The 21,058-nt window shown below is 51.4% G+C and carries 22 protein-coding genes and 1 tRNA gene; 10 read left to right on the forward strand and 13 right to left on the reverse strand.

Features of this window, described 5'->3' with window-relative positions:
* Positions 1 to 76 precede the first annotated feature (76 nt).
* The 4 genes from purK to ppiB all read right to left on the reverse strand — a co-directional run bounded on the left by purK (position 77) and on the right by ppiB (position 3,108).
* Positions 77 to 1,144, reverse strand: a complete 1,068-nt coding sequence (purK, locus tag E6P06_RS09870; protein ID WP_057101249.1) for a 5-(carboxyamino)imidazole ribonucleotide synthase — start codon at positions 1,142 to 1,144, stop codon at positions 77 to 79.
* Positions 1,141 to 1,650, reverse strand: coding sequence for a 5-(carboxyamino)imidazole ribonucleotide mutase (gene purE, locus E6P06_RS09875; protein WP_057101250.1), 510 nt, complete (start codon positions 1,648 to 1,650; stop codon positions 1,141 to 1,143). Before purE ends, purK begins: the two co-directional genes overlap by 4 nt.
* 238 nt (positions 1,651 to 1,888) lie before the next feature.
* Positions 1,889 to 2,611, reverse strand: coding sequence for a UDP-2,3-diacylglucosamine diphosphatase (gene lpxH / locus E6P06_RS09880; protein WP_057101251.1), 723 nt, complete (start codon positions 2,609 to 2,611; stop codon positions 1,889 to 1,891).
* A 2-nt stretch (positions 2,612 to 2,613) separates the two neighbouring features.
* On the reverse strand, positions 2,614 to 3,108 hold the full coding sequence (ppiB, locus tag E6P06_RS09885) for a peptidylprolyl isomerase B (protein ID WP_003021875.1): 495 nt from the start codon (positions 3,106 to 3,108) through the stop codon (positions 2,614 to 2,616).
* Between the two features lie 173 nt (positions 3,109 to 3,281).
* On the opposite strand from ppiB, the gene cysS reads away from it, so the two are divergent.
* Positions 3,282 to 4,667: a cysteine--tRNA ligase gene (gene cysS / locus E6P06_RS09890; protein WP_003831109.1), complete on the forward strand. Its 1,386-nt coding sequence runs from the start codon at positions 3,282 to 3,284 to the stop codon at positions 4,665 to 4,667.
* 91 nt (positions 4,668 to 4,758) lie between these two features.
* Here cysS and E6P06_RS09895 read toward each other — a convergent pair whose 3' ends face one another.
* The 3 genes from E6P06_RS09895 to folD all read right to left on the reverse strand — a co-directional run bounded on the left by E6P06_RS09895 (position 4,759) and on the right by folD (position 6,489).
* The gene (locus tag E6P06_RS09895; RefSeq protein ID WP_003835753.1) at positions 4,759 to 5,283 is read right to left on the reverse strand and encodes a metal-dependent hydrolase; all 525 of its coding nucleotides are present in this window, start codon (positions 5,281 to 5,283) and stop codon (positions 4,759 to 4,761) included.
* A gap of 125 nt (positions 5,284 to 5,408) precedes the next feature.
* Positions 5,409 to 5,621, reverse strand: coding sequence for a ribosome-associated protein YbcJ (gene ybcJ / locus E6P06_RS09900; RefSeq protein ID WP_003021885.1), 213 nt, complete (start codon positions 5,619 to 5,621; stop codon positions 5,409 to 5,411).
* Position 5,622: 1 nt separating this feature from the next.
* Positions 5,623 to 6,489, reverse strand: a complete 867-nt coding sequence (folD, locus tag E6P06_RS09905; protein WP_003021887.1) for a bifunctional methylenetetrahydrofolate dehydrogenase/methenyltetrahydrofolate cyclohydrolase FolD — start codon at positions 6,487 to 6,489, stop codon at positions 5,623 to 5,625.
* A gap of 571 nt (positions 6,490 to 7,060) precedes the next feature.
* Between folD and fimA the strand changes: the two genes are divergently transcribed.
* The 6 genes from fimA (at position 7,061) to sfmF (ending at position 13,130) form a co-directional block, all read left to right on the forward strand.
* Positions 7,061 to 7,615, forward strand: a complete 555-nt coding sequence (gene fimA, locus E6P06_RS09910; RefSeq protein ID WP_003835752.1) for a type 1 fimbrial major subunit FimA — start codon at positions 7,061 to 7,063, stop codon at positions 7,613 to 7,615.
* A gap of 77 nt (positions 7,616 to 7,692) precedes the next feature.
* The gene (gene fimI, locus E6P06_RS09915) at positions 7,693 to 8,226 is read left to right on the forward strand and encodes a type 1 fimbrial protein subunit FimI (protein WP_003847496.1); all 534 of its coding nucleotides are present in this window, start codon (positions 7,693 to 7,695) and stop codon (positions 8,224 to 8,226) included.
* Between the two features lie 41 nt (positions 8,227 to 8,267).
* Positions 8,268 to 8,960, forward strand: coding sequence for a type 1 fimbria chaperone FimC (gene fimC / locus E6P06_RS09920; RefSeq protein ID WP_003835750.1), 693 nt, complete (start codon positions 8,268 to 8,270; stop codon positions 8,958 to 8,960).
* Positions 8,961 to 8,967: 7 nt separating this feature from the next.
* Entirely contained in the window at positions 8,968 to 11,589 is a 2,622-nt protein-coding gene (locus E6P06_RS09925; protein ID WP_003847495.1) for a fimbrial biogenesis usher protein, read from the forward strand.
* A 4-nt stretch (positions 11,590 to 11,593) separates the two neighbouring features.
* Positions 11,594 to 12,601: a type 1 fimbria D-mannose specific adhesin FimH gene (gene fimH, locus E6P06_RS09930; RefSeq protein WP_044712796.1), complete on the forward strand. Its 1,008-nt coding sequence runs from the start codon at positions 11,594 to 11,596 to the stop codon at positions 12,599 to 12,601.
* Positions 12,602 to 12,635: 34 nt separating this feature from the next.
* Positions 12,636 to 13,130 carry a fimbria assembly protein gene (gene sfmF / locus E6P06_RS09935; protein WP_085951539.1) on the forward strand — a complete coding sequence of 165 codons (495 nt, stop codon included), beginning with the start codon at positions 12,636 to 12,638 and terminating at the stop codon, positions 13,128 to 13,130.
* Between the two features lie 49 nt (positions 13,131 to 13,179).
* Here the strand turns inward: sfmF and fimZ are convergent, their stop codons facing one another.
* From fimZ to fimW, 4 genes are all read right to left on the reverse strand, one after another.
* Positions 13,180 to 13,812 (reverse strand): fimbria biosynthesis transcriptional regulator FimZ, encoded by a 633-nt coding sequence (gene fimZ, locus E6P06_RS09940; RefSeq protein WP_003021902.1) that lies wholly within the window; start codon positions 13,810 to 13,812, stop codon positions 13,180 to 13,182.
* Between the two features lie 587 nt (positions 13,813 to 14,399).
* Entirely contained in the window at positions 14,400 to 15,122 is a 723-nt protein-coding gene (locus E6P06_RS09945) for a hypothetical protein (protein WP_003021904.1), read from the reverse strand.
* Positions 15,073 to 15,315, reverse strand: a complete 243-nt coding sequence (locus tag E6P06_RS27625; RefSeq protein WP_127674341.1) for a hypothetical protein — start codon at positions 15,313 to 15,315, stop codon at positions 15,073 to 15,075. Before E6P06_RS27625 ends, E6P06_RS09945 begins: the two co-directional genes overlap by 50 nt.
* 192 nt (positions 15,316 to 15,507) lie before the next feature.
* The gene (gene fimW, locus E6P06_RS09950) at positions 15,508 to 16,101 is read right to left on the reverse strand and encodes a fimbria biosynthesis transcriptional regulator FimW (RefSeq protein ID WP_003021906.1); all 594 of its coding nucleotides are present in this window, start codon (positions 16,099 to 16,101) and stop codon (positions 15,508 to 15,510) included.
* A 34-nt stretch (positions 16,102 to 16,135) separates the two neighbouring features.
* Here fimW and E6P06_RS27630 point away from each other — a divergent pair, with 34 nt between their 5' ends.
* Together E6P06_RS27630 and E6P06_RS09955 are read left to right on the forward strand one after the other, a co-directional pair.
* Positions 16,136 to 16,282, forward strand: a complete 147-nt coding sequence (locus E6P06_RS27630) for a hypothetical protein (protein WP_008319911.1) — start codon at positions 16,136 to 16,138, stop codon at positions 16,280 to 16,282.
* A gap of 72 nt (positions 16,283 to 16,354) precedes the next feature.
* Positions 16,355 to 16,431: transfer RNA gene (locus E6P06_RS09955), tRNA-Arg, on the forward strand.
* Between the two features lie 37 nt (positions 16,432 to 16,468).
* On the opposite strand, the gene torS is transcribed toward E6P06_RS09955, so the two are convergent.
* A complete protein-coding gene (torS, locus tag E6P06_RS09960; RefSeq protein ID WP_139935171.1) occupies positions 16,469 to 19,234 on the reverse strand; it encodes a TMAO reductase system sensor histidine kinase/response regulator TorS in 2,766 nt (921 codons plus the stop codon).
* Positions 19,235 to 19,316: 82 nt separating this feature from the next.
* On the opposite strand from torS, the gene torT reads away from it, so the two are divergent.
* Positions 19,317 to 20,348 carry a TMAO reductase system periplasmic protein TorT gene (gene torT / locus E6P06_RS09965; RefSeq protein ID WP_057063235.1) on the forward strand — a complete coding sequence of 344 codons (1,032 nt, stop codon included), beginning with the start codon at positions 19,317 to 19,319 and terminating at the stop codon, positions 20,346 to 20,348.
* On the opposite strand, the gene torR is transcribed toward torT, so the two are convergent.
* Complete coding sequence (gene torR, locus E6P06_RS09970) at positions 20,321 to 21,013, reverse strand: two-component system response regulator TorR (protein WP_003021912.1); 693 nt, start codon at positions 21,011 to 21,013, stop codon at positions 20,321 to 20,323. The two genes, torT and torR, sit on opposite strands and share 28 nt — an antisense overlap.
* Positions 21,014 to 21,058: the final 45 nt, after the last annotated feature.

Raw genomic sequence — 21,058 nt, forward strand, 5'->3', positions numbered from 1 at the left:
AACAGCAATGGAGGGGATTTTACGCGCCAGGGGAGGGGCCGGGGAAGGATAAAATCCATTCCCCGGCATTAATGGCTTATTTCAGCTTTGACTGCGCCCAGATAATACCGCTGGCATATTCCGGCGGCAGCAGGGGGATAAGCGCTTCCAGTGTCGCGCTAAGGCGCGCGGTATCGCTGTCGCTCAGGTTCAGGTGACCCACCTTACGCCCTTCACGCACTTCTTTGTCATACCAGTGCAGGTGTACCAGCGGTAGCTTCAGCCAGTCGTAGTTCAGGTCGCTACCAATCAGGTTTACCATCACCGAAGGATTATTCACCACCGGCGTAGGTAACGGCAGGTTGGTAATGGCGCGCAGGTGCAGCTCAAACTGGCTGATGCTGGCGCCGTTTTGCGTCCAGTGTCCGCTGTTGTGCACGCGCGGAGCCAGTTCGTTGATCAGCAGACCTTCCGGAGTGATGAAACATTCCATCGCCATCACGCCGACATAGCCCAGCTCCTGCATGATGGCGGAGAGCATCGCTTCAGCCTGTGCCTGCTGTCTGGCGTTAGCCTGCGGGAACGCCACGCTGGTGCGCAGAATGCCCTCCTGATGCAGGTTATGGGTTAGCGGATAGAAAACGGTGCTGCCGTCATGCGCCCGAGCGCCAACCAGTGAGACTTCGCCAGAGAAGTTGATTCCCCGCTCGACGATGCACTCGCCATAGCAATCATCCGGCAGTGGTGCGGTTTCATTTGCGCGCAAACGCCACTGCCCACGACCGTCGTAGCCGCCGACGCGACGTTTGACGATCGCCAGCTCGCCGAGTTTGTCGAATACCGCAGACCATTCGCTTTTATCTGCCAGCAGTTGCCACGGCGCAGTCGCCAGACCGAGCTTGTCAAAAAGCTGCTTTTGCGTCAGACGGTCGGCAATAATCGGGAAGACGTCGCGGTTAACAAATGCCGGGTGGCGCGCCAGTTCGCGGGTGAGTGCCGTTTCCGGCCAGCGCTCAATCTCAGCGGTGATCACGCTTTGCTGAAAAGGGACAGCAGCCGGTTCAGCGTCCAGCCCGACGGGCCAGACCGCAATGCCCAGCGGCTCGCCGGCCTGACGCAGCATGCGTCCTAGCTGACCGTTACCGAGTACGCAGACCTGCTTCATGCCGCACCTCGCGGGTCCGGGTTTTCCAGTACCTCATCGGTTTGTGCTTTGCGCCAGTCGTCCAGACGCTGGTGTAATTCTTTGTCGTGTGTAGCCAGAATTTGCGCTGCCAGTAGGGCCGCATTGGCCGCACCCGCTTTGCCGATCGCCAGTGTTCCAACGGGAATACCGCGAGGCATTTGAACAATGGAGTAGAGGCTATCTACGCCGCTCAACGCTGCGCTTTGCACCGGAACGCCGAGAACTGGCACCAGCGTTTTCGCCGCAATCATGCCAGGCAAATGCGCTGCGCCACCGGCTCCGGCAATAATCACCTGATAACCGTTCTCTTCAGCGCTTTCGGCGAAGCTGAACAATTTGTCTGGGGTGCGGTGGGCGGAGACGACTTCAACATGATGCGGAACGTCCAGGATTTCGAAGATTTCGGCGGCGAACTGCATGGTAGCCCAGTCGCTTTTGGACCCCATCACGATGGCGACACGCGCCGGATTATTGCGGGAAGACATGCGTCTGAAAACTCCTGTGGTGCACTACACTCGACTTTTGAGGCCACAGAGAATAGCATAATTAACCTTCAAGGAAAACGATTGCGCGCTTTACACTTCACTCTTCAAGCTGCCTCTTTGTTGGCTGCATCTGCTCACCCCAGTCACTTACTTTTGTAAGCTCCCGGGGACTCACAGATTTGCCGCCTCGATGCAACTCGGATAGTTTTGTGTAAAGAGGAACTGGATATCTGCAGAATTAAAACGGAAACGCGATTAGCTCAACGTCGCTGGGCGTGACTTTCACCATTGAGCCTTCGGTATGCCATGCGCCTAATACCATGCGGAAAGCGGGTTGCTCATTGGCCGTGAGTTCGTGGACAGCCGGACGGTGTGTATGTCCGTGAATTAACCACTGGACCTGATGTTTTTCCATCTCGTTAATCACGGCCTGCGGATTCACATCCATGATTTCCAGCGATTTACTGCTGTTGGCGGCTTTACTGTTGGCGCGCATTTTTGCGGCAATGCGCTGGCGAACAAACAGGGGCAGGGCGAGAAACAGCTTCTGTAGCCAGGGTTGATGTACTTTGGCGCGAAACGCCTGATAGCCTGCGTCGTCGGTGCATAAGGTGTCGCCATGCATGATCAGAACCTTGCGGCCATACAAGTCGAGCACTTTTTCTTCGGGAAGCAAGGTCATGCCGCTCGCACGGGCAAAACGTTTACCGAGCAGAAAATCACGGTTGCCGTGAATAAAAAAGCAGGGAACGCCGGAATCAGCCAGTGATTTTATCGCTGCGGCCATTTCATGATGCAGTGGATTCGGGTCGTCGTCGCCAATCCAGGCTTCAAACAGGTCGCCGAGAATGTATAGCGCATCGGCATTGCGTGCATCGCCGGCTAAAAAACGCAGAAAACCGGCGGTGATCGCCGGTTCTTCTGTGCAGAGATGAAGATCTGCAATAAACAGTGTCGCCACGATTACTCGCTGACGGTCACGTTTTCGATGATAACGTCTTCTTTTGGCACATCCTGGTGCATACCGCTGCGACCGGTGGAAACGCCTTTGATTTTATCAACCACGTCCATGCCTTCAACAACTTCAGCGAACACGCAGTAACCCCAACCCTGCATGCTTTCACCGGAGAAGTTCAGGAAGTCGTTGTCAGCAACGTTGATAAAGAACTGTGCGGTTGCGGAGTGCGGAGCCTGAGTACGCGCCATTGCCAGCGTACCACGGGTGTTTTTCAGACCGTTGTTCGCTTCGTTTTTGATCGCTTCTTTCGTGGCTTTTTGCTTCATGCCTGGCTCGAAACCGCCGCCCTGGATCATGAAACCGTTAATAACACGGTGGAAAATGGTGTTGTTATAAAAACCTTCGCGGCAGTAGTCCAGGAAGTTTTTAACTGTTTCAGGCGCTTTATCATCAAACGTTTTGATTACGATATCGCCGTGATTAGTGTGGAAAGTAACCATTTTTGCATCCTGTTCCGATAGATTGGTGCTTCGACCCCGTCAAGGGTCAGAGTTAGGGGTGTGTTATAGCATAACCGCAAGCTGTGATCACCTCGCAAAGTGTGCTGCTTCCGGTCTAAATTATGGGTATTATACAGACTTTACTATCCACACACGTCTACACGGAATCTTCGATGTTAAAAATCTTTAATACACTGACGCGCCAAAAAGAGGAATTCAAACCTATTCATGCCGGGGAAGTCGGCATGTACGTGTGTGGTATTACCGTTTACGATCTCTGTCATATTGGCCACGGACGTACCTTTGTTTCTTTCGACGTCGTCGCGCGCTACCTGCGCTTCCTCGGCTATAAGCTGAAGTATGTACGCAACATTACCGATATTGATGACAAAATCATCAAGCGCGCGAATGAAAACGGTGAAAGCTTTGTCGCATTGGTCGACAGAATGATCGCGGAAATGCATAGCGATTTCGATGCGCTGAATATTCTGCGCCCGGATCTGGAGCCGCGCGCTACGCACCATATCGCTGAAATTATCGAAATCACTGAGCAGCTGATTGCCAAAGGTCACGCTTACGTTGCTGATAACGGCGACGTGATGTTCGACGTGCCGACTGACCCGAACTACGGTCAGCTGTCACGCCAGGATCTGGATCAGCTGCAGGCGGGTGCTCGCGTTGACGTGGTTGATGTGAAGCGTAACCCGATGGACTTCGTGCTGTGGAAAATGTCCAAAGAAGGCGAGCCGAGCTGGCCGTCTCCATGGGGCGCAGGTCGTCCGGGCTGGCACATCGAATGTTCGGCGATGAACTGCAAACAACTGGGTAACCATTTCGATATTCACGGCGGCGGTTCGGACCTGATGTTCCCGCATCATGAAAACGAAATCGCGCAGTCCACCTGTGCGCATGACGGTGAGTACGTTAACTACTGGATGCACTCCGGGATGGTGATGGTTGACCGCGAGAAAATGTCTAAATCGCTGGGCAACTTCTTTACCGTGCGCGATGTGCTGAAATACTACGACGCCGAAACCATTCGCTACTTCCTGATGTCGGGTCACTATCGTAGCCAGCTCAACTACAGCGAAGAGAACCTGAAACAGGCGCGTTCTGCGCTGGAGCGTCTGTACACTGCACTGCGCGGTACCGACAAATCCGTTGCCCCTGCGGGTGGCGAGGCCTTTGAAGCACGTTTCATTGAAGCGATGGACGATGACTTCAACACGCCGGAAGCTTACTCCGTGCTGTTTGATATGGCGCGTGAAGTTAACCGCCTGAAGGGTGAAGATATGGCGGCGGCTAACGGTATGGCTGCGCATCTGCGCAAGCTTTCCAGCGTGCTGGGACTGCTGGAACAGGATCCGGAAGCGTTCCTGCAAAGCGGGGCGCAGGCGGATGACGGTGAAGTTGCTGAAATTGAAGCGTTAATCCAACAGCGCTTAGATGCGCGTAAAGCGAAAGACTGGGCGGCGGCTGATGCCGCGCGTGACCGTCTCAATGAGATGGGCATCGTGCTGGAAGACGGCCCGCAGGGCACCACCTGGCGTCGTAAGTAACGCTCTATATTGCCGGATGGCTGCTTACGCCTTATCCGGCCTACGATGGAATGATCGGTAGGCCTGATAAGCGTAGCGCCATCAGGCACTATTAATGACGTTTGTACCACCACAGCACACCCATCATCATAACGGCCGGCAGCCATACCCACATCAACTCCGAAGTTATTACCTGATGACCATACGGTGTGGCGTAGCGTGATAGCGCAAACGGGGCGACTTTAATCACCTGCCACGGTGCAAAGAAGCGTTCATCCGACCATGGCCACAGCCAGCCGACGCCTTTGCCGCCTGTCGTAACGGAATCCAGCAGACTGTGTGACAGCAGTGAAACCGTCAGGAATAGCCAGCAGCGAATCAATCCCGCCTTAAACCATCGTCGGCCAATCAATACGCAGAGCAGCGGTACCACGAAGGCGAACAGCAGTGAGTGGGTAAATCCCCGGTGGCCAAACACATTGCCATAGGCGACACCGAACTTAAATGACAACACATCGGCATCTGGCAGCATAGCCAGAACGACGCCAGCAAACAGTAATCGTGGGGGGATGACTTTAAGTCCGAGACCTAACCCTAAACAGAGCGGAACGGCTGCGTGGGTAACAATAGTGGGCATGATGATCGCTTCGTGTGGAAAAACAACATGCTAACAGTTCACTGTGAAGCGGGGATGAAGTCATTATCTGAAAACGAGAGGGAGAAGTGGCCGGATACGGTGTTTACCTCATCCGGCACTTAGGGTCATGCCACGACGCTAATGCTGTGACCTTCAAAGCTCACGGTCTGTCCGGCAACGATTTTGCAGCGTTTACGCGTTTCAACAACACCATCGACCTTCACTAACCCTTCGCCAATAGCAATTTTTGCCTGGGCGCCGCTTTCGCTCCAGCCTTCCAGCTTCAGCAGATCGCAGAGTTCAACATGTGGGTGTTTACCCAGTGAAAATGTGGCCATCTTAAACGTCCTTTACATCATGATATTCAACACACGCCTGCAGCGTGTTTTCGATAAGTGTGGCGACCGTCATTGGGCCTACGCCGCCGGGGACCGGCGTGATATATGACGCGCGTGCGGCAGCATCTTCAAAGACCACATCGCCAACAACCTTACCATTCTCCAGACGGTTGATGCCGACATCAATCACAATCGCACCTTCTTTGATCCACTCGCCAGGAATAAAGCCCGGTTTACCGACGGCAACAATTAGCAGGTCAGCATGCTCAACGTGGCGACGCAGATCTTTGGTGAAGCGATGGGTGACGGTGGTGGTGCAGCCAGCCAGCAGCAGTTCCATGCTCATTGGGCGACCGACGATGTTTGAAGCGCCAATGACGACCGCATTCAGGCCGTAGGTGTCGATGTTGTAACGCTCAAGCAGGGTCACGATACCGCGCGGGGTACAAGGACGCAGGCGCGGCGCACGCTGGCACAGGCGACCGACGTTATACGGATGAAAACCGTCAACGTCTTTATCCGGTGCAATGCGCTCCAGCACTTTAACGTTGTCGATACCGGCAGGTAACGGCAGCTGTACCAGAATACCGTCAATGGTGGTATCTGCATTGAGCGTATCGATCAGCTCAAGAAGCTCCGCCTCGCTGGTGGTTTCGGGCAGGTCATAGGAGCGGGAGACGAACCCCACTTCGTCGCAGGCTTTGCGTTTACTCGCGACGTAAATTTGCGAAGCCGGATTGCTGCCTACCAGCACAACAGCCAGGCCTGGGGCGCGTAATCCAGCCGCTAAACGCGCCTGAACTTTTTGAGCAACCTCAGAGCGCACCTGCTGCGCAATCGTTTTACCGTCAATAATCTTTGCTGCCATCAGAGAGAGGATTCCGTCTGTTACGTTAAATCGAAGGGGATGCCACTATTTTGTCAGAAGCGGGACGTGCTGTCAGTTTTCGTTTGCGTTTTTATGTGCGCCAGGGCCGTCACGGGCTGCAAATGGTGTCAGCACAAAGGCTGAAGCCTTACGAATAAATAGTAAGCATGCTAATTAAAATTAACGTGAATGAAACATCTCATCACCCTGGGTTCTTTATGGGTAATGCTTCATAAACCAGACTGTTACGTACTATTACGGCGGCATTTAGGTAATATTAACCAAGACTTTTCTTAGATCCCATTAAGAATTAGCCAGGGCTATTAAAAGGATTTGCAGGTATTTTTCATTAATTGAAATGTTTAATTTATCGCTGTGACGAATAGTCATATTCGCGAAGGATAATTAGTAAATCAAATACTCAGGAGAGTCGGGGTAAAAGGTTAGCTAATTCTCTTGCGATATATATCTTTACAGGATGCAGAGATAATTAGCCTGACATTTAATGTCGATAATGAAAACGGATCCCGCAGGATGCTGGAGCCGGATGTGTGTAATTCAAGGGAAATCCATGAAACGTAAATTAATGACCTCTTCTGTTATTGCCAGCCTGATGTTAGTCGCAGGTGCTGCGGTTGCAGCCGATCCGGTAAGCGTGAGCGGCGGTACTGTGCATTTTGAAGGTGAACTGGTCAATGCAGCCTGTGCAGTCAGTACTCAGTCATCCGATCAGGTTGTTACCTTAGGCCAGTATCGTACTGCCAGTTTTGCCGCAGTAGGTGATACAACGGCACAAATTCCGTTCTCCATCGTGCTGAACGACTGTGACCCGAAAGTTGCCGCAACCGCAGCTGTGGCTTTCTCTGGTCAATCCGATATTACCAACAACAACCTGCTGGCTGTCACTTCTGCAGATAACGGTACCACTGCCAGCGGTGTCGGGATTGAAATTCTGGACAATACGTCCACCGCGCTGAAGCCGGATGGTGCCACCTTCTCTACCGCTCAGGCTCTGGTAGAAGGGACCAACACCCTGCGTTTCTCTGCGCGTTACAAAGCCACTGCCACCAGCGCTACGCCGGGTCAGGCAAATGCCGACGCGACGTTCATCATGAAGTACGAATAAGCCGTTTTGATTTGCGCAAGGATGACGTTCGCCTCACTGGATGAGGCAATTTCCGGGGATGATGAAGGATGCGGCAGATGATAGGGAAAGGCGTGGCGCTGGCGGGAATGCTGTGCGTACTGCCTGTGTTTGCACATACGGTAATACTGGAAAGTGGCCGCCTTCACTTACGGGGGCAGCTCGTCAATGGTGCCTGCACGGTCGCTACTGACAGCCAAAATTTGCGGGTGCAAATGGGGCAGTATCGCACCAATGCTTTCTCCGGGACGGGGAGCTTTGCCTCTACCAGCGTGCCGTTTTCACTGCGCTTAACGTCATGCAGCTCCGATGTTTATGACCACGTTGGGATTGCGTTTGCAGGCGTGACGCCAGCGGAAGATCCGCAGGTGTTCCTTGCCAGTGGAGATGCGTCTGCGGCTTCGGGGATCGGCCTGGCGTTATTTGACCAGCGCCAACGGCAAATTATTCCGAACGCGCTGCCGCTTCATTATGCGCCGATTATAACGCAAGAGATGACGTTTCATTTCACTGCTCGTTATCGGGCTGTCTCGGAAAATATAACGCCGGGAACGCTTCGTTCAGACGTGTGGTTTACGTTGGTTTATCCCTGATTTATTTCCCAACGATAATCACACCAAAGGTATTTGTAGCTATGTTTAATTATCTAAAATCAGGTTTTATCCTTTTACTGTTCTTATTTCCTGTTGCCAGTGTTCAGGCTGCCGGAGGCATTGCATTAGGCGCTACCCGTGTTATTTATCCAGCCGATGCCAAACAAACGTCACTGTCTATTAGCAATAGTGATACCAAAGAACGTTACCTGGTCAATTCATGGATTGAGAATAGCGCAGGTGTTAAAGAAAAATCGTTTGTGGTTACACCTCCGTTGTTTGTCAGCGAGCCCAAAAGCGAAAACACGTTGCGTATTATCTATGCAGGTGTTCCGTTGCCCAAAGATCGTGAGTCGCTGTTCTGGATGAACGTAAAAGCCATTCCGTCAGTCAATAAAAACAGCCTTGAGGGCAAAAACGTTCTGCAACTGGCGATTCTGTCCCGCATCAAGCTTTTCGTCCGTCCGAATAATTTGCCGCAAATCCCGGAAGATGCCCCGGGGATGCTGACGTTTTCCCGTTCCGGCAACCACCTGAAAATTAACAATCCGTCAGCGTATTACGTCACGTTGGTCAATCTCAACGTGGGGAAAACGAAGGTCGATAACGTGATGGTTGCACCGAAAAGCGATGCGCAGGTTCTGTTGCCAACAGGCGTGCAGGGCAACGTTACGTTCCAGACGGTCAATGATTATGGTGCTGTGACCCCGGCCCAAACGGTCAGCGTGCGTTGAGATAACGATGAATAAGACAACGTATTTTCCTGGCCTGTTTCCGGGGGTTACGCCACCGCTGGCGGGGGTGGCGTTGTCCACGCTGGCGGCGCTCTTTCCCTCTTTAAGCCATGGTGAAAGCTATTTTAATCCGGCCTTTTTATCTGCGGATACGGCAACCGTGGCGGATTTATCACGTTTTGAAAAAGGTAATCACCAGCCTGAAGGTGTTTATCGCGTGGATATCTGGCGCAACGATGAGTTTGTGGCTACTCAGGATATTCGTTTTACGACCAGCGCGGGAAAATCCGGGGAGAAGTCCGGTGGGCTGATGCCGTGCTTTGGGCTCGACTGGGTGAAGCGCCTTGGCGTCAATATCGCCGCGTTTCCGGCACTCAGTAAGGATGCGAACGATACCTGCATCAATCTACCTGAGGCGATTCCAGGCAGCGAGATTGCGTTTGATTTTTCTACCCTGCGACTAAACGTCAGCCTGCCGCAGGCGTCGATGTTAAACAGCGCGCGTGGCTATATTCCACCGGAAGAGTGGGATGAAGGCATCCCGGCTGCGCTGGTTAACTACAGTTTCACCGGCAGTCGCGGGAGTGATACGGACAGCTATTTCTTAAGTATGCTCAGTGGCCTGAACTATGGCCCCTGGCGCTTGAGAAATAACGGTGCATGGAGCTATTCCAAAGGTGACGGATATCACTCACAAAGCTGGAAAAACATCGGCACATGGCTTCAGCGCGCGATTATCCCGCTGAAGGGCGAGCTGGTGATGGGTGACAGCAACACCGGCAACGACGTTTTTGACAGCGTCGGATTTCGCGGGGCGCGGCTCTATTCCTCAGACAGTATGTATCCCGACAGCTTACAGGGTTACGCGCCTACCGTTCGCGGTATTGCGCGAACAGCGGCAAAGCTAACCATTCGTCAGAATGGCTATGTGATTTATCAAAGCTATGTTTCACCGGGCGCTTTCTCGATAACCGATCTCAACCCGACGTCATCCAGCGGTGACCTTGAGGTGACGGTGGACGAAAAGGACGGCAGCCAACAGCGCTATACGGTGCCGTACTCCACGGTTCCCTTGTTACAACGAGAAGGGCGTTTCAAATATGACGTGGTCGCAGGGGATTTTCGCAGCGGCAATAGCCAACAATCTTCTCCATTCTTTTTCCAGGGAACATTAATTGCTGGGTTACCAGAAGGCTACACCGCTTACGGCGGTACGCAGTTGGCCTCACGCTACACGGCGGTGGTTTTAGGCACCGGCCGAAACCTGGGGGACTGGGGGGCGGTTTCTGTCGATCTGACCCATGCCCGCAGCCAACTGGCGGATGACAGTACACACCAGGGGCAGTCATTGCGTTTTCTATATGCGAAATCGCTGAACAATTTTGGCACCAACTTTCAGTTGTTGGGATATCGCTACTCTACGCGTGGTTTCTATACCCTCGACGATGTGGCGTATCGCAGTATGGAAGGCTATGAGTACGAATACGACAGCGAGGGCAATCGCCACGATGTGCCCGATGTGAAGAGTTACCACAACCTGAGCTACAGCAAAAAGGGCCGTTTCCAGATAAACATTTCGCAGAATCTGGGGGATTACGGATCGCTGTATGTCTCGGGTAGTCAGCAAACGTACTGGAATACCTCAGACACCAATACCTGGTATCAACTGGGCTATGCCAGCGGCTGGCAAGGTATTAGCTATTCACTCTCCTGGTCGTGGAATGAATCGGTTGGCATCTCCGACACCGACCGTATTGTCGCGTTCAATATGTCAATACCGTTCAGCCTGCTGAGCGGACGGCGCTACTCGCGAGATAGCGCCTTCGATCGCACCTACGCCACCTTTAATGCTAACCGTAATAGCAATGGACAAAACAGTTGGCAGAGCGGGATCGGCGGTACGTTGCTGGATGGACGCAACCTGAGCTACAGCGTGAATCAGGGGCACAGCAGCACCAATGGCTACAGCGGAAACGCCAGTGCCAACTGGCAGGCGGCCTATGGCACGCTGGGCGTGGGATACAACTACGATCGCGATCAGCATGACTACAACTGGCAACTCTCTGGCGGCGTGGTGGGGCATGCGGATGGCATTACGCTCAGTCAGCCTCTGGGTGATACCAACGTGCTGATTAAAGCGCCTGGCGCACAGGGTGTGCGGATAGAAAACCAGACCGGCGTTCAAACCGACTGGCGTGGATACGCGGTGATGCCGTATGCCACCGTCTATCGCTATAACCGTGTCGCGTTAGACACCAATTCCATGAACAACAATACCGATGTGGAAAATAACGTCAGCAGCGTAGTACCAACGCAAGGGGCGCTGGTGCGAGCTGCGTTTGATACACGAATCGGTGTGCGGGCGCTGATTACCGCCAAACATGCCGGTAAACCCGTGCCGTTTGGCTCTATTGTGCGGGAAAACACCAGTGGCGTGACCAGTATGGTGGGCGAAGACGGGCAAATTTATCTCAGTGGTCTGCCGCTAAAAGGCGAGTTGCTGATCCAATGGGGGGAAGGCGCAAACGCTCGCTGCGTGGCGCGCTATGCCTTGCCTGAGGAGAGTCTGAAACAGGCGGTGACGCTCACGAACGTGACGTGCGAATCTCCAACGGCACGACAGGAATAATACGATGAAAAGACAAACGGGTTTGTTACTGGGAAGCGCTTTACTGCTGATGGCACATTCGTCATGGGCGACGGTCTGCCATAACTCGAATGGCACGCCAACGGATGTTTTTTACGATTTGTCGAATGTCTTTAACAGCAGCAACAACCAGCCGGGACAGGTTGTAACGTTACCGGAAAAATCGGGCTGGATTGGCGTGAATGCCACCTGTCCGGCCGGAACGTCGGTGAATTACACCTACCGAAGCTATGTCACTGAACTTCCGGTGCAAAGTACCGAGGGCGGTTTTCAGTATCTGAAGCTCAATGACTACCTGCTGGGAGCCATGAGCATCACCGACAGCTATGCCGGGTTGTTTTATCCTCCGCGTAATTATATCCGCATGGGGACTCACCCCAACGTATCGAAACAGCAGCCTTTTGGCGTAATGGATTCAAAACTGGTGTTTAAACTCAAAGTGATCCGCTCGTTTATTAACATGGTTCCGATTCCGCGGCAGACGATGTTCAGCGTCTATGTCACGACCAGTACCGGAGATGCGCTAAGCACGCCGGTGTACACTATCAGCTACAGCGGTAAGGTGGAGGTTCCACAAAACTGTGAGGTGAACGCCGGGCAGATTGTTGAGTTTGATTTTGGCGATATTGGCGCATCGTTGTTTAGCAAGGCGGGGGCAGGAAACAGGCCCGAAGGCATTAATCCGCAGACCAAAACCGTGGCGATAAAATGCACCAACGTCGCCGCACAGGCCTACTTGACCATGCGTGTAGAGGCTGAGAAAGCCACCGGACAAATGATGGTTTCTGACAACCCGGATTTAGGTTTTATCGTCGCCGATAGCAGTGGTAACCCGCTGACGCCTAACAATTTGTCCAGCAATATCCCATTTCAATTGGATGATAACGCCGCAGCCAGGGTCGGTATTCGGGCATGGCCGGTCAGCGTGACGGGGAATAAACCTACCGAAGGGCCTTTTACGGCTCGTGGTTATCTGCGAGTGGATTATGACTAACAAGCAAACGCCATTCGCAGGGGCGCTTCTGGCGATGGTGTCCCTGCTAACATTCAGTTCGTTGGGCCATGCCTCCTCGTCGCTGGGGGAAATCAATATTGAGCTGCGTGGCAACGTGGTGGACTTTACCTGTGCGGTGATTGCCAGCGACAGCAATAAGTCGGTGGAGTTGGGGACCTGGCCGACAAAGCAGCTTCAGACCAGCGGAGATACCACTCAACCGGTCGCGTTTACGCTGAAGCTTGAAGGTTGCCCGCCGGGATCCGCATCGATAACGTTTTCCGGTACTCCGGCTCCGGGCACGACGCTGTTGGCGCTTGATGATGCGGTCATGGCACAAAAGGTGGCGATTGAACTGCACGACAGCGATCGTACGCGATTACCGCTCGAACAGGCGAGCCAGGCCGTGGGGATTGATGAGAACGGCAATGCCACGCTGACCTTTTTCGCCAACTATATCGCGTTAGCCGATGGAGTTCAGCCTGGCGTCGCCAGGGCTGATGCCACGTTTATGATTAACTATAACTAATCAATAAGCTGATAAAATGCTCCCGAACGACATCTCGCCGGGAGTGTTATTACATTAACTCATGCATTTTTGCATAATCGATCAGCTCAACGATGGTGTGCAACCCGAGCTTGGAGTAGATATTCGCCTTGTGAGCGCTAATCGTTTTATTGCTGAGTAACAACTGTTCAGCAATTTCCTTATTGGACAGACCGTTTGCCAGATAACGCAAAACCGTAACCTCGCGGTTAGAGAGCGGCATGTCATTCAGCACACCTTTTTGTGCGTTTATATTGTTAATGAAATTAAGGGTGTCCGACGGGAAAAAAGAATATCCCGATAAAATCATTTTTACTGCATTGTAGATATCATTGAGATCCTTTCGTTTACTGACAAAACCATTTGCACCGGCCCGGATAGCACGCCCGGCATAAAAAGACTCCGATTTGGAAGAGAGAAACAGCACCCGAGTTTTCTCCTGCAGAGACTTTATTCTCTTGAGTAATGTAAATCCATCCGAACCAGGTAGTTCAATATCCAGGATGACAAGATCGACCGGGTATGTGCGCAGGTGTTCTATTGCCGTACGGCTGTCGTCGGTTTTCAATACTACCTGAATATTACTGTTTTTCTCGAGTAGTACTTCTATCGACATTCTGACAATAGGGTGTTCGTCCATAATGATAACGGATGCTGGTTTCATTGTTGTATGCCTCAAACTGTTTGCGTATCTTGCGAATTTGATAAAACATCAGGCGTTATAATATTGTCAAATAGCCAAGAATTGTTCTGCGGGAAAACCGAATAAATATTATTTCATCCTTGTTTATTCGGTTGTTCTTCTGCAGAACAATGAATTTGTGGAAAATCCATTTCACACCGGGAAAACTAACAATTAATCAGGAAGCTGTGGGGATTATACCTGCTCTGTTCTTTCGGAAAAGACTTACAACATCCCGGTTGTTAATGTCAGTTAGGATATTCTGAAAGACCCAGATGTGTTAATGACTATTGGTATTATTTATCTGCAGTTCGAATTATGGCAGATTGAAAATTTTTTTTAAATAGTAAAAACGATACAATAAACCAATTGTTTAGGTTTTGTTAAGACTGCAATTAGGCTTTTTTATATTGAAATGCACAGAATCAGTAAGGTTAAGTGTGACAGTGGCACCAGTCATAATACCAGGAATAGTTGTAAATATTAAATATTTGTAAAAATTAGATCTTTTTTCTTATTCAAAAATAAGTAGTTTCCTAAAAAATCTTATCGTACATAGGGTTATGGTGTTAAATTAAATGAAGAGAGGTAACGTTGAGGCGGTGTATCAGATGCAAAAAGCGTTGTCTGCTGGGTAACCCCAGGCGCGTAATCAATTGGTTCAGGCGATAGATGATACGGTGGTAGGGTTGTGTTTGTAACAATGCAATCTTTTTTAAGGAGTTACCTTGTAAAAGTAAGGCAATCATCTCCCAATCGAGCTGATTTATGCGTCTGGAATGAATATAGTCAGGAACCGGCGATAATAAGGCATGACGCACCTCAGGAAGGCGTAAATTACGTGATAAGATATAAAATGGACCGGATAGTGAAATAAAGGTAGTCAGGTCTTCATCACGACTTGAAAGCATTATGAAGATCTGGATGTCATTACGCTGCTTAATTAGCTGGCGCAAACGTTCAAGTATATCGAAATAGGGGAGTGTTAAGCTTTCTATGTCAATCACTAACTGGCTAATTACTGGTTCTTGCATGCTGGGTAAGGCCGACTCAACGCTCTGGAAGACCGCCGTACGTGTGCCTGAGAATAAATGTCGACTTAACGCGTAGGCCAGGTAGTAGTCTGTTGTAATTATCGCCTGAGATATAGTGTCGTCCGGTAATGTGTATTCGAGTTTTTGCGCCAGATACTCGAGCCGGTCAAATACTTGTGAGGTACAGTGGGGATATTGCCAGGTACAGTTAGTGTTTCGTATGCGGCGATAGCGGTCCCGGCGTTTTGCGCTGTGCATCCTTTTCCATTCCATTTCTGTTGCGGCAGGTCTGGATAAATTGCTGACTATAAACATCCCTGACCCAAATTTTTGCCAGCGTAAAGGTCAATGTCCTTGTGCCGTTGGGTTTCAGTACTTCAACAATCATCAGACTGGCAATTGCGTATCCCATCAGAATAATCTGCCGGAAGTTTTCTGATGTCTTACTCAATGCCCAAAAGATCGTTTTATCCAGTTCAACCTCTCTCTGATATTAGATAAAATATTACCGGGTGTGTCTTTCTGTTACCCCGGAAATAGTATGGCTGGATTATTCTGGCAGTCTGCGGATAGGTACAGTAGGAGTCGATACTTAATCGAGGATGAGATATTTCTCAATAAAAATTAGGCAGAGATACCCCGTCTAATTTTGTAGAAAATTCAGATGGGCGCGGATGTATCTTAAGAATTGCTGATCGTTTTTCACATGCAGCTTTTTCATTATGCCGCGGCGGGTCGCTTTGGCCTGAAGATCGCTTATTGAGAGTAGGTGAGCCGTTTCGGCTAAGGTATATCCGCTGGCGAGAAACATTAAGAACTTGCGTTCGTCGACAGAAAAGTTGCGGGTAGTGCAGTAATGGCAGATAGTTGCAGGCACGTTGTTGCGCAGCGCACGTTTTTGCAGGATGGGGACTAATTTTTTAGTCATTTCCTCAACGTCATCTTCCCGATAGATCAGCGGCAACATGTACAGGCAGGGCCGGAACATCAGCTTATCTTTATCGTTTCTGTTGCAGATGACAACCCGGTGTTGGCGGCGGGTATGGATCGGAATCTGATAGCAATCGGCGCTGAGCCAATCTTCATCCAGGGAGATAAACGCGATGTCAGCGCGATCGATATTCTCGACAGGTAAAAAGCAGATCTCCTGATGCCACTGATTTGCCAGATGGGAGATGATGATTTTCAGTCCATGTTCGAAGTGACTGTTTTCTTCCTTGATGGCGATACTTAACATTAAAGAGTTCCTGAACCACTGGAGGGGTAAGGGAATGTTAAGCAAAATCATAAATATTCTAAATACATGTATCCTTAAATCTGGCGTTTCGTGGGCTGAGTTGTTACCAGGTGATTTCCTGGATACCCTTGAACAAGCAGAAAAAATCAACATTCGTACACTTCGCCAGCAACTGAAATAAAAGGCATTGACTCAGCAGGCGCTGACCGTATAATTCACGCGTTTCATCTGCATGAAGTAATCACTTCGCAATGCGCCCTTAGCTCAGTTGGATAGAGCAACGGCCTTCTAAGCCGTAGGTCGTAGGTTCGAATCCTACAGGGCGTACCATTCAAAGTTAGTCCCTATGCTCAGCTTCAACGCACCGTTACGCGCGGGACGGTTTTTCTGCTTCCAGCCAATGTTCTACCTCATAAAGACTTTGTTGGATCTCCTCTCTGAGTGAAAAATCACCCAACGGCTGCTGTTCAAGTGCTGCACACATCGTACTGGCTGAGTGCATTCCCATGCTGGCGCAGCTGCTTTTGAGCTGATGTGCCAGACGTTTTATCTGCTCGCGCTCATTTAAATCTCGCGCCGTGTCAATTTCATCTAATAAAGGAAGGGTGTGTTGCTTAAAGAGCGCTAACCATTCGTGCACCTTTTGCCATCCCATGACCTGGATATCCCCAGCCAATTGCTGAAAATCTAACCGTTTGTTGTCATTGTCTGATGCAAGCGGGAGAGACTCGTTGGCGTGCAGATAATGCGTAATAAGTCGACTGAGTTCATCCCGGGGAACCGGTTTTTGAATAATGCCGAGAAACAGGGTACTGGTTCTTTGGTTTAGCGTTTCGTCGATGACGTGTGCGCTAAAGCCGATCAGGTTAAGTGCCGGATAGTCGTGGGCTAACTGCTGTGCCAGCGTGATCCCGTCGATATCCGGAAGATCGAAATCAACCAGAGCAGCATTAAAGCTGGCATCTTCCCGCAACAGGCTTAACGCCTCCTCGGCACAGTCGACAGCGGTGACCTGTGCGCCATTGAGAGTGAGCATTTCTGTGCTGATGCGCTGCGTAAGAGGATTATCCTCGATAAGCAATAAGCGTAAGCCCTGTAATGATATGGAACGTTGTGCGGGTTTAATGATGGGCATCGTGGTTGCCCGCAATGGCAGACGCAGCTGGAAACAACTCCCGACGCCGGGTGTGCTGGTGACGCTTAGCTCTCCCTGCATTGCCTTGGCGAGACTGGCGCTGATGGTGAGTCCGAGTCCGGTTCCACCGCGTTTACCGCTTACCTGAACGAACGGCTGAAAAATATCGTGCTGACGGGCAGGGTCAATTCCGCATCCCGTATCCTCAACCTCAACATACCAGTCCTGATCTTCACGCCGACTACGCAGGATAATGTGTCCTCGATCGGTAAAGCGTAGTGCGTTGTTTAATAAGTTAGTAATGATTTGCCGGATGCGGCGCGGATCGCCACGTAGGGAAGCGGGAACGTTATCGGCAAAATCCGCAACCAGCACGACCGGACGACCGGCAACGCGGCTGTTCATGAGTTGAAGCGTACTTTCCAGCAAGGGTTTGGGTTCAAAAGGCTCATCGCCTATCGCAACATTTTTTCCACCGGCTTCGATGGCGGAATAGTCGAGGATATCGTTGAGGATGGTCAGCAGAGACTCGCCCGAGTCGGTGATTGCGCGTAGATTTTCCCGATGCTGTGTCAGGGCGGGATTGTCTGAGAGCAACTGCGCAGTGCCGAGGATACCATACAACGGGGTGCGTATTTCATGGCTCATGGCGGCAAGAAACGCCGATTTTGCCTGGTTGGCTTTCTCGGCTTCTGCACGGGCCTGCCGGTGTTCAGATACCATAGAATGCAGCTCGGCGGTGCGAGCTTTAACCTGTGCGGCCAGATGTTTGCGATGGTTATTGAGGGCGTGAACGCTGCTGCGAAAGGCATCCATCAACCGCCCGATGGTATCCAGTTCACGAACGCCTGCGGTTTCCGGAAATGGGGAGTCAATATCCCCCTCAAGTAGACGCTGCAACGCCTGGGTTTGCTGTGCCAGTGGGCGTGTGACTGAACGATAAACCACACGCCAAAGTATAAGAATCAACAAACATAATGACACGCCACCTAACAGCAGCAGCAAGTGTTGCCCGCGCTGGCTGGCCTGTTTGAGATGTGCCAGTCCGCTTTGATTGCGTTGGCCGATGATTTCCACCAACTGGCTGACTTCGCTACTGAAACGGGTAAATTGTTCGATATTATTCTGCGATAAGATCTGCAATTGGGTCGTGATGTCATTATCCTGGCGATACAGGGACAGCAGCTCAATATAACGGCTAATCGTATTGACGGTGTCGGCCACCTGAGTGCGCACCACCGGATCTTCAATACGTATTTGTCGGCGGTGAAGCACTCTGACGGCGGCATTCAACTGAGTTTCCAGCGCCGCCAGGTTATTCTGCGCCTGGTTATTCCCCAGATTCATCACCATTTGCTGCACGCGTAGCGCGCTCAGGCGCAGCTCATTCATCTGGTTATAATATTCCAGATCGATATCGATGAGCCTGTCCAACGCGTGTTCAGCCGCTTGCCCCTGATGACTCTCAATTAAATCATAAATGCTTGCCTGCGTGGCGCCCGCCGAAGTAGCTGCATTGCTGGCCTGGCCGCGCGCCATTTCGGCAACGTCAGCGGTGGCCTCAATAATTTTCTGGCTAAGTTGTTGCTGTTGAGCGCGTAATTTCAGGCGTTCGCCAACCATCTCCCCCTGATGGCTTAACGACTGGGCGATCTCATTTTCCTGTTGTTCAATGGCCGAGGTATCAAAGCCCTGTTCACGAAGAGTTTTGAGTAATGTGGTTATTTTCAGACTCTGGGCGGTTAGCATTCTCCCCTGAGCCAGCCACATATTTTCATTGTCTGCGGTGGTCAGATTTTGTGCGGAAAACAGTTCCCAGGCACTGGCCTCGCTGAGCTGGCGCGCCATATCCATGGTTGGAATTAGCGCCTGGGTATTGGCCTGCTCAACCTGGCTGACAAAACGCAGGTTATACCAGCCTGTCAGCGTACTGATAAGAGTCAGTGCCGCCATCAGCGCAAAGCCTATCCACAGTCGTTTGGTCAGAGATAAATTCACTGTCTGGTCGCCACAGATTAAAAAGGTTGAGTCCTAAAGAGGAAAGCAACTAGGATAAAGCCTTATCAATGTTGAGGCTATCATGCGCGTATTGGTTTTCCTGCTTATCACACTTTTTCCCGGCTTAAGTCACGCGGCCGGGTCTGCACTGCTGCGCTGGCAGGATACCCGGCAGTCAGTCTCGGTGCCGCAGACGGACGTTACTGCAAGCAAAGTCTGGAAACTGTGCGCGTTGTATCCCAGCCTGAAGGATTCCTATTGGCTCTCCGTGAATTACGGCATGCTTGAGGCGGCAAAAAAATATGGAGTAAGCCTGAAGGTGTTTGAGGCGGGAGGGTATCGTCAGTTCACCACGCAAAAAACACAAATCGCCCAGTGCCAGCAGTGGGGCGCGGATGCCATTTTATTGGGCAGCAGCACAACGACTTTTCCGGATTTGCAGGCGCAGGTTGGTACGTTGCCGGTCATTGAGGTAGTGAATGCGATACACGATCCGACGGTGAAAGCACGGGTTGGAGTTCCATGGTTCCAGATGGGTTACCAGCCAGGCCGCTATCTGGTTAAGTGGAGCGCGGGAAAACCGTTAAAGGTTTTATTATTGCCCGGGCCTGATGACGCCGGAGGCAGCCGCGAAATGGTGGCAGGATTCCGTCAGGCGATTGCCGGTAGTCAGGTGCACATCGTGGATGTGGCGTTGGGGGATAATGATATTGAAGTTCAGCGCAACCTGTTACAAGAGATGCTTGAACGTCACCCGGATGTCGATGTGGTTGCCGGTACAGCAATTGCTGCGGAGGCAGCGATGGGAGAGAAGCGGAATCAGGGGACGCCGCTAACCGTTGTCTCTTTTTACCTGTCGCATCAGGTTTATCGCGGACTTAAACGCGAAAGAATCATTATGGCTGCCAGCGATCAAATGGTCTGGCAAGGTGAACTGGCGATTCAACAGGCTATCAGAGTATTACAAGGGCAACCGGTGCCGGAAAATATCAGTCCGCCGATCCTGGTGCTCACCCCGAAAAATGCCGACAGCCAGCATGTTCAGCGCTCACTTTCTCCTGGCGGGTTCCGTCCGGTTTATCTGTATCAGTACACGTCGGCTGCTAAAAAATAACCTTCGCCGTGCTGCGTCACCAGTAAATCAGCCCGTAGCTTATGGCGCAAACGGCGGATCAATACATCCACGGTGCGTAAGTCTGGATTGTCTACCCGTCGTGCCGAAAGCATACGCAGTAAACGTTCGCGGCTGAGAATTTCCCCCGGATTGGTGACAAAGGCGACCAGCATTTCATACTCGGCGCGGGTGAGTTTGATCGTCTCATCGCCCAACTCCAGGGTATGCCGGGAGACATTCAGACAGTATCCGGCAAACTGATAGCAGTTATCTTTGGTCTCCGGCTGTGCCTGGCGGGCAAGATCGATACGCCAGAGCAAATTTTTAACCCGAACCACCAGTTCACGTAGCTCCAGCGGCTTGGTGACATAATCATCAGCACCCATTTCCAGGCCAACGATCCGGTCAATTTGATCGCTACGACCCGTCACCAGAATGATCCCTACCGTTGAGCGTTCGCGCAGGGCACGGGTCAGCATTAAGCCATTTTCGTCCGGGAGATTGATATCCAACAGAATAAGATCGACAGGATGTTGTGACATGATTTCACGTAGGCCTGTAGCGCTGGCGGTGACCGAGACGTGGTAACCCTCCTGTTCAAAGTATGCCTGTAACCTCGCCTGGGTGACGGGTTCATCTTCAACAATTACAATGTGATGCGACATCCTGATGGCGTGCTCTTTCTGTTCATATCTGTTCACATTGTGCCG

The organism is Citrobacter sp. CF971 (assembly GCF_006385635.1).
Taxonomy (GTDB): Bacteria; Pseudomonadota; Gammaproteobacteria; order Enterobacterales; family Enterobacteriaceae; genus Citrobacter; species Citrobacter freundii.

What these genes read in the sequence shown, in the direction of transcription:
- purK (WP_057101249.1), bottom strand. Translation starts at nt 1,144, where the DNA reads ATGAAGCAGGTCTGCGTACTCGGTAACGGTCAGCTAGGACGCATGCTG.
- purE (WP_057101250.1), bottom strand. Translation starts at nt 1,650, where the DNA reads ATGTCTTCCCGCAATAATCCGGCGCGTGTCGCCATCGTGATGGGGTCC.
- ppiB (WP_003021875.1), bottom strand. Translation starts at nt 3,108, where the DNA reads ATGGTTACTTTCCACACTAATCACGGCGATATCGTAATCAAAACGTTT.
- cysS (WP_003831109.1), top strand. Translation starts at nt 3,282, where the DNA reads ATGTTAAAAATCTTTAATACACTGACGCGCCAAAAAGAGGAATTCAAA.
- E6P06_RS09895 (WP_003835753.1), bottom strand. Translation starts at nt 5,283, where the DNA reads ATGCCCACTATTGTTACCCACGCAGCCGTTCCGCTCTGTTTAGGGTTA.
- ybcJ (WP_003021885.1), bottom strand. Translation starts at nt 5,621, where the DNA reads ATGGCCACATTTTCACTGGGTAAACACCCACATGTTGAACTCTGCGAT.
- folD (WP_003021887.1), bottom strand. Translation starts at nt 6,489, where the DNA reads ATGGCAGCAAAGATTATTGACGGTAAAACGATTGCGCAGCAGGTGCGC.
- fimA (WP_003835752.1), top strand. Translation starts at nt 7,061, where the DNA reads ATGAAACGTAAATTAATGACCTCTTCTGTTATTGCCAGCCTGATGTTA.
- fimI (WP_003847496.1), top strand. Translation starts at nt 7,693, where the DNA reads ATGATAGGGAAAGGCGTGGCGCTGGCGGGAATGCTGTGCGTACTGCCT.
- fimC (WP_003835750.1), top strand. Translation starts at nt 8,268, where the DNA reads ATGTTTAATTATCTAAAATCAGGTTTTATCCTTTTACTGTTCTTATTT.
- E6P06_RS09925 (WP_003847495.1), top strand. Translation starts at nt 8,968, where the DNA reads ATGAATAAGACAACGTATTTTCCTGGCCTGTTTCCGGGGGTTACGCCA.
- fimH (WP_044712796.1), top strand. Translation starts at nt 11,594, where the DNA reads ATGAAAAGACAAACGGGTTTGTTACTGGGAAGCGCTTTACTGCTGATG.
- sfmF (WP_085951539.1), top strand. Translation starts at nt 12,636, where the DNA reads ATGGTGTCCCTGCTAACATTCAGTTCGTTGGGCCATGCCTCCTCGTCG.
- fimZ (WP_003021902.1), bottom strand. Translation starts at nt 13,812, where the DNA reads ATGAAACCAGCATCCGTTATCATTATGGACGAACACCCTATTGTCAGA.
- E6P06_RS09945 (WP_003021904.1), bottom strand. Translation starts at nt 15,122, where the DNA reads ATGCACAGCGCAAAACGCCGGGACCGCTATCGCCGCATACGAAACACT.
- fimW (WP_003021906.1), bottom strand. Translation starts at nt 16,101, where the DNA reads ATGTTAAGTATCGCCATCAAGGAAGAAAACAGTCACTTCGAACATGGA.
- E6P06_RS27630 (WP_008319911.1), top strand. Translation starts at nt 16,136, where the DNA reads ATGTTAAGCAAAATCATAAATATTCTAAATACATGTATCCTTAAATCT.
- torT (WP_057063235.1), top strand. Translation starts at nt 19,317, where the DNA reads ATGCGCGTATTGGTTTTCCTGCTTATCACACTTTTTCCCGGCTTAAGT.
- torR (WP_003021912.1), bottom strand. Translation starts at nt 21,013, where the DNA reads ATGTCGCATCACATTGTAATTGTTGAAGATGAACCCGTCACCCAGGCG.